Raw genomic sequence first — 6,331 nt, 5'->3', positions numbered from 1 at the left:
AACCATAGGGTGAGGTACCAGCCATCCACACCAGCCTTGTGGCACCCTGGCCGCGTGCGGAATCACCCCCCGCCGCCACCCCCGCCCCCCCCGCCGCCGCCTGACGAACCACCGCCACCGGAAAAACTGGACGAAGAACTGCTGACCGGTTGCGGGATGGTGGATGCAATGGTTGAGGCCATCGACGAGGAAAAACCTCCGATCCGATCGCCGAAGCCGCCACTATAATTGCCGCCATACCACCCCGGTGCATAGGCCGCCGTAGCGGCACCGGCCGCGGCCGTTGCCAGCCATGTTTCAAACGCCCTGCTCCACGGCTTTTCCACACCAAGAGCGACAGCATAGGGCAGCAGCTTCTCGAAATGCGATGGCGACATTTGCGGTGCGCCCGCCATGTTCATGCGGTCTTTTTCAGCCAGTGTGAGGTAGATGCGCAATCCCTCGATACCGTCCATCATCTTGCGACCCAATGGCGTTGGAGCGCCCATCAGGAAGATAAACAGGCCGTTCAACAAGGTTATGCCACCCAGAGCAAGAATGATCGGGAACTGCGCGCTGTGACTGAGATCAAACCACATGGCCGACAGGATGCTGGCGAACATGCTGATAGCGGTAAACGCAAAAATCGCACCCACCACAATGCCACCAATCTTTTTCGGAAGGCTGGCGCTGCCGCGAAAGTTCTTGCCAATGATGGTTGCGGCAATACTGAAAAACACGGCAAAAAATATCCCGATGATAGCCGCCGCAATAACGTTTTCATCGAGATCGCCGAGGATGAGAACGGCCGCGACAAAGGCAATGCTCAGGAACACGCCAAACAGCGTATATCCCGCATTGGAATGGTAATATTTGCCGCGATGTTCCTTCTCGATCGCCTGCCGGAATTCACGCCCCATGGCTTCGACCTTTGAGCCGTTGGTTTTGTTGATAGGAAATTCCGAGCCGGCCTTGCCGACTTTTTGTAGCAAAATCTTTTGACCACTTGGCAGGTCCGCATCGGCCGGTTTGTCGGTGCGTCGAATGACGATCGAACTTTTCAAATCGTCGAGAACAACAAAACCCTTGACCGCAAGATCGATGGCGCTGGCGGAAAGCGCTGTCCAGCCTGCACCTGAAAAGCCATTATTATCGATGTAGTTGACCAGTGCGGGCGAAATGCCCTCCGGCGCATCCCAGCGCGGCACGACCACGCCCTTGGAAGGATCGCGACCCACTGCAAACCAAGCCCGGAGGTAATATAGGGAAACGACAACCAGTCCAACGATCGACAGCAGATAACCGGCATTGTCACGAAAATACCATTGGCCTTCCTGCCCTGATGACGGCGCTGCGATGGCACCTTTGGGCAGTTTGACGGCGATGGTCATGCCTTCGCCCTCGTTGAAGGCGCGCGTGCTGGAGAAGAACACTTCGTTCCCCTCGGTCATGACCTGAGCATCCGTGCCCGTCTCTCCTGCCGCACCGGTAAAGACCGCCGTTTCGCTGGCTTTCACCGTCTGCGGAAGAACAACTGTTGCGGAAATCTCCTCGATCCGAAACTGCCAGCCATTGCCGGTCACGTTCCAGTAAAGCTCGTCATAACCGTCGAAGTAACGGATCTGCCGGTCTGTCTTATAGGTGATCTGGTAGGTGTGTTCGCCCGCCTGCAACAAGCGGTCAGCGCTGCCGGTGTAAATGCGTATACCGCCGGAGATATTCTCCGTGTGCCAATCTTCCGGCGCACCGTCACGCTCGACGGAGACGACACCAAAATCAACCTTGGTGCGCCGTCCTCCAGCGTTCTGCGCATAGAGTGGGAAGTCACGGAAGATACCGCGCTTGATGTCGATACCTTCGGAATTGACCTTGATGGTTTCCGTGACGGTGAGTTCACCGGCAGCGGAAACATCAATAACCGAATGGTAGGACTGGATATATTCTTCCGCCATTGCTGGCGAAACGGCCAAAAACAGCAGCAGGCCCAATAGTCTCGCAACAAGGATTTTCATCCGGACCTCCTGCAGTTTCAGCAACTTCAAGCTTCTGTGTATTCAACCCCGAGTGAAGCCAACGCCTTCCAGTAACCGGGATAGGTCTTGCCGACACACAACGGGTTCTGGATGGCGATGCCACCGGTTTTCAAGCCAGCCAGCGCAAAGCTCATGGCAATGCGGTGGTCGTGGAATGTGTCGATGGATGCCGTCACACTCTGTCCCGCCAATGCAGGATCAGAATGCACGATCAGATCGTCACCCTCCTCATGCGCCAGACCTTCACGAATATTGTTCAGCCCCAGTGACAGGGCACGCACACGATCGCATTCCTTGACACGCAGGTTGGCGATGCCGACGAAACGCACCGGCGTTTTGTTATAGGCCGCGAGAACCGCAATGGTCGGAATGGCATCCTGCATCTGGCTGCCGTCGATAACAGCTGGCAGATTGGGGAACTGCGCAATCACGGCGTAAGCGCGGGCATCTGGCTGTGAGAACTTGTCGGCCGGTGTGCCGATATCGATCTTGCCACCGGTCAGCACTTCTGCACCCCAGAGATAGGTTGCGGCAGATGCATCCGGCTCGATATGGAAGTCGGTTGCGATATAACCGGTTGGCTCAACACGCCAGACAGCGGCACTAACGCGTGTAACCTTTGCCCCAAAAGCTTCCATGGCAGTTACGGTCAGGTCAATGTAACCCTTGGCACCGATTTCCTCGCCGGCCAAAATGATGTCGATCGGCTTGCCAGCGCAGGCTGATGCCATCAGTAGCGCCGAGACATATTGGCTGGACAGGTTGGCGTCGATTGTCACCTTGTCGTTGAGGAAGCCTTTTTTGCCGCACACGGTGACTGGCGGGCAACCGGTTGGGGCATCGGCTTCAACGCCCAGCGAACGCAGAGCATCGACCAGCGGCGTGATCGGACGCTTGCGCATATGTTCGTCGCCATCAACGATGACGGCACCGTCAACCAGCGCGGCAGCGGCCGTCAGGAAGCGGGTGGCCGTGCCTGCATTGCCGAGGAACAGCGGGTTTTCCGGTTGGCTGAGATAGCCATTGCCCTCAACGACAAAGGTCGTTTCGTCAGGCTCGTTAATGGTCACGCCCATGGCGCGCAGTGCGTCTGCCATATAAAGCGTGTCATCGCTTTTGAGAGCGCCGGTCAGCCGGCTGACGCCCTTGGCCAGACCCGCCAGAAGCAGCACGCGGTTGGTTATCGATTTGGAGCCGGGAGGCTGCACCTTGCCGGTAAGAGGTCTGCCGGGTGGAGTAATCGTCAGTTCTGTCATTTGTATCTCATGGTTTCCCGTATCATCGGGATAACGCCGGGTTGTTGGCGTTTCAGAATTTCACGGAAGGAACGGCGCGGTCTGCTTCGTTGGTGATTTCGAAATAGCTGGCTTTGGTAAAGCCGAAATTGCGCGCTACCAGATTAGACGGAAAGCTTTCCACCTTGACGTTCAGGTCGCGTGCCGCACCGTTATAATACCGGCGTGACATCTGGATTTCGCCCTCAAGCGTTTCAAGGGATGCCTGCAAATCGAGAAAGCCCTGATTGGCTTTCAGGTCGGGATAGGCCTCTGCCAGAGCAAACAGTTTGCCCAGCGCCTGCCCCAGCATGCCTTCCGCCTGCGCACGGCCGGCAACGTCACCGGCGGGTACGGCCTGCGCCTTGTTGCGCAGGGTTATAACTTCTTCGAGGGTGCTTTTTTCATGGGCGGCATACCCCTTCACCGTCTCGATCAGATTGGGAATAAGGTCTGCACGGCGCTTGAGCTGGACGTCGATACCCGACCATGCCTCCTCGACCATCTGACGGGATTTGACCAGCCCGTTATAGACGATGACGGCATAGACAAGAACGGCAGCAATAATGGCAAGCGCAGTAAACATTCAGGATACCCCTCTCCTACGTGACCACTGAGAGCATGAAGTCCGCTGCCACCCGAGTGGTGCGGCAACTTCATGCTCCAGGTCATTTGCTGCCGGACAATATTCTCTCCTCAAAATATTGTCACTGCTTCTATGCATGCAAACGGTTCGCCCGATCAGGCGGCCTTATTCCAGTTTGCGCCGCCGGCATCCGTCAGCAGGAATGCTTCACCACAAGCCTTGGCCAGCGTGCGAACCCGCAGGATATAGCTCTGGCGCTCGGTGACCGAGATAACGCCGCGCGCATCCAGCAAGTTGAAGACATGGCTTGCCTTGATGCACTGGTCATAGGCCGGGAACACGCACTTGTGGAGCATATGGTTATCATGTTCGCCCGGTGCACCAGCGGCGAGAAGTGCCATGCACTCCTGCTCGGCATCGATAAAGTGGCGATGCAGCATCTCGGTGTTGGCGAATTCGAAGTTGTGGCGGGAATATTCCTGCTCTGCCTGCAGGAAGACATCACCGTAGGAAATCTTCTCGTCGCCTTCGCGGCCATTGAAGTTCAAGTCATAAACATTGTCCACGCCCTGCACATACATGGCCAGACGTTCAAGACCGTAGGTCAATTCCCCGGCGACAGGCGAGCACTCGATGCCGCAAACCTGTTGGAAATAGGTGAACTGCGACACTTCCATGCCGTCACACCAGCACTCCCAGCCAAGGCCCCATGCACCAAGCGTCGGGCTTTCCCAATCGTCTTCCACAAAACGGACATCGTGCAGCAACGGGTCGAGACCAATGGCGCGCAGCGAGCCGAGATACAGCTCCTGCAGGTTGGACGGGTTCGGCTTCAGAATGACCTGATACTGGTAATAGTGCTGCAGGCGGTTGGGGTTTTCACCATAACGGCCATCGGACGGGCGGCGCGACGGCTGGACATAGGCAGCCTTCCACGGTTTCGGGCCAAGGGCGCGCAATGTCGTAGCCGGGTGAAACGTACCAGCGCCCACTTCCATATCATAAGGCTGCAAAACGGCGCAGCCCTTGTCAGCCCAGTAGTTATGGAGCGTCAGAATGAGCGCCTGAAAAGAACGCTTTGGGTTCATATGATCTGGAACGTCGGTCATGGGATAGGCCAGCACTTGCTTATTTCGGATGCGGACAGGTGCCACGACCGGCGCGACGGGTCAAGGTTTTATGCGCGCCGGACAGAGACTGAACAGCTGATGGAGCCGGTTGCGCACAGGGACAGCCAGCTCTGTCTGTTCAACTGGCGGTAACCACGCGTCGATTGTCTGAAGATCAGGCCTCATCGTCCTTTTTGAGACGATATTCACCGGTTTCCGGGTCCTTGACCAAGGTGCCGGTTGCGCCGGTTTCCTTTTCCTTGCGTTCCTGACGCGAGCGTGCAGCCAGCTTTTCCGCATCGGAGATAAACCGCCGATACAAAAGAAGAGCCCCGCCAATCAGGACCACCAGAAATATAATTTGCGCCATGCTGCGTTCCCCTTGGCACGATTGGCCAAAAGCAGCGGATGAAATTGGCGTTTCCCGCTGCCTTGTCTTTTTGTTTGATGTTGGGCTTTTGAAACAGCCTCACGTTTCGACGCGAAGCGGATTACAGACCGAAACGTCCCCACAATGCCTTTTCTTCAGCCACCTCTGCAAGTCCTGCAACAGAGGCTGCGGCAATGTGTTCCGCGTTCAGCGAGACGCCCGGGACGCGTTTGCCAAAAAGGCTTCGTGCGCCGGTTATCAGCTCCAGCTTTACTTTCTTGCCGTAACGGCGACGCAGCACGTCCCGCATGTCGCCAAGCCCATCAATCAGGCCAAGGTCAAGACCACGCATACCGGTCCAGAACAGGCCGGAGAAAATATAGGGATCATCGGCCAGCTTATCGCCACGGCGCATACGCACCATGTCCATGAAAACCTTGTGAATTTCGATCTGCAGGGTTTTCAGATATTCGACATCGCTTTCCTTTTCAGGCTGGAAAGGATCAAGGATCGCCTTGTTTTCACCGGCGGTGTAAACGCGCCGTTCCACACCGATCTTCTTCAGCAGTTCCGGGAAACCAAAACCGCCGGAAACAACGCCGATCGAACCCACAATTGATGTCGGGTCGGCAATGATCTCGTCACCGGCAAGGGCGATCATGTAACCACCGGATGCGGCCACGTCTTCCACAAAAATCAGAACCTTCTTGTCGTTTTCTTCCGCCAGCATGCGAATGCGCTGATAAATCATGCGCGACTGAACCGGCGATCCACCCGGCGAGTTCAAAGAAATCGCGACAACTGGCGCATCCTTGCTGGCAAAGGCTTTTTCAAGCAATGGCGCATAGGTGGCAAGGTTAAGGGCGGGACGGAACTGGCTGCCGCCTGCCATGATAGCCCCATGCATTCTCACAACCGGGATAACAGTCTCCCGTTTGCGAAAACGTTTGGGCAAAAGCCGCCTCAATAAACCTGCCATA

Annotated in this window: 6 protein-coding genes; all 6 read right to left on the bottom strand. The window is 56.4% G+C overall.

The genetic code is table 11. The features are described from left to right. Positions 1-62 precede the first annotated feature (62 nt). The 6 genes from HGO37_RS13310 to HGO37_RS13285 all read right to left on the bottom strand — a co-directional run bounded on the left by HGO37_RS13310 (position 63) and on the right by HGO37_RS13285 (position 6,330). Complete coding sequence (locus HGO37_RS13310) at positions 63-1,991, bottom strand: DUF2207 domain-containing protein (protein WP_250983676.1); 1,929 nt, start codon at positions 1,989-1,991, stop codon at positions 63-65. 26 nt (positions 1,992-2,017) lie between these two features. After that, positions 2,018-3,268, bottom strand: coding sequence for a 3-phosphoshikimate 1-carboxyvinyltransferase (locus HGO37_RS13305; protein WP_250983675.1), 1,251 nt, complete (start codon positions 3,266-3,268; stop codon positions 2,018-2,020). Positions 3,269-3,320: 52 nt separating this feature from the next. Next, positions 3,321-3,872 (bottom strand): LemA family protein, encoded by a 552-nt coding sequence (locus HGO37_RS13300; RefSeq protein WP_250983674.1) that lies wholly within the window; start codon positions 3,870-3,872, stop codon positions 3,321-3,323. Positions 3,873-4,027: 155 nt separating this feature from the next. After that, positions 4,028-4,960, bottom strand: coding sequence for a glycine--tRNA ligase subunit alpha (locus tag HGO37_RS13295; RefSeq protein ID WP_192487848.1), 933 nt, complete (start codon positions 4,958-4,960; stop codon positions 4,028-4,030). 196 nt (positions 4,961-5,156) lie between these two features. Beyond that, positions 5,157-5,351 carry a hypothetical protein gene (locus HGO37_RS13290; RefSeq protein WP_250983673.1) on the bottom strand — a complete coding sequence of 65 codons (195 nt, stop codon included), beginning with the start codon at positions 5,349-5,351 and terminating at the stop codon, positions 5,157-5,159. A 121-nt stretch (positions 5,352-5,472) separates the two neighbouring features. Further along, on the bottom strand, positions 5,473-6,330 hold the full coding sequence (locus HGO37_RS13285) for a S49 family peptidase (RefSeq protein WP_250983672.1): 858 nt from the start codon (positions 6,328-6,330) through the stop codon (positions 5,473-5,475). Position 6,331 lies beyond the last annotated feature (1 nt).

The sequence above is a fragment of the Rhizobium sp. CG4 genome, from assembly GCF_023701965.1.
Classification (GTDB): Bacteria; Pseudomonadota; Alphaproteobacteria; order Rhizobiales; family Rhizobiaceae; genus Agrobacterium.
Note: the sequence above shows the minus strand (reverse complement) of the source record. Positions and strands in the feature narration are given on the sequence as shown.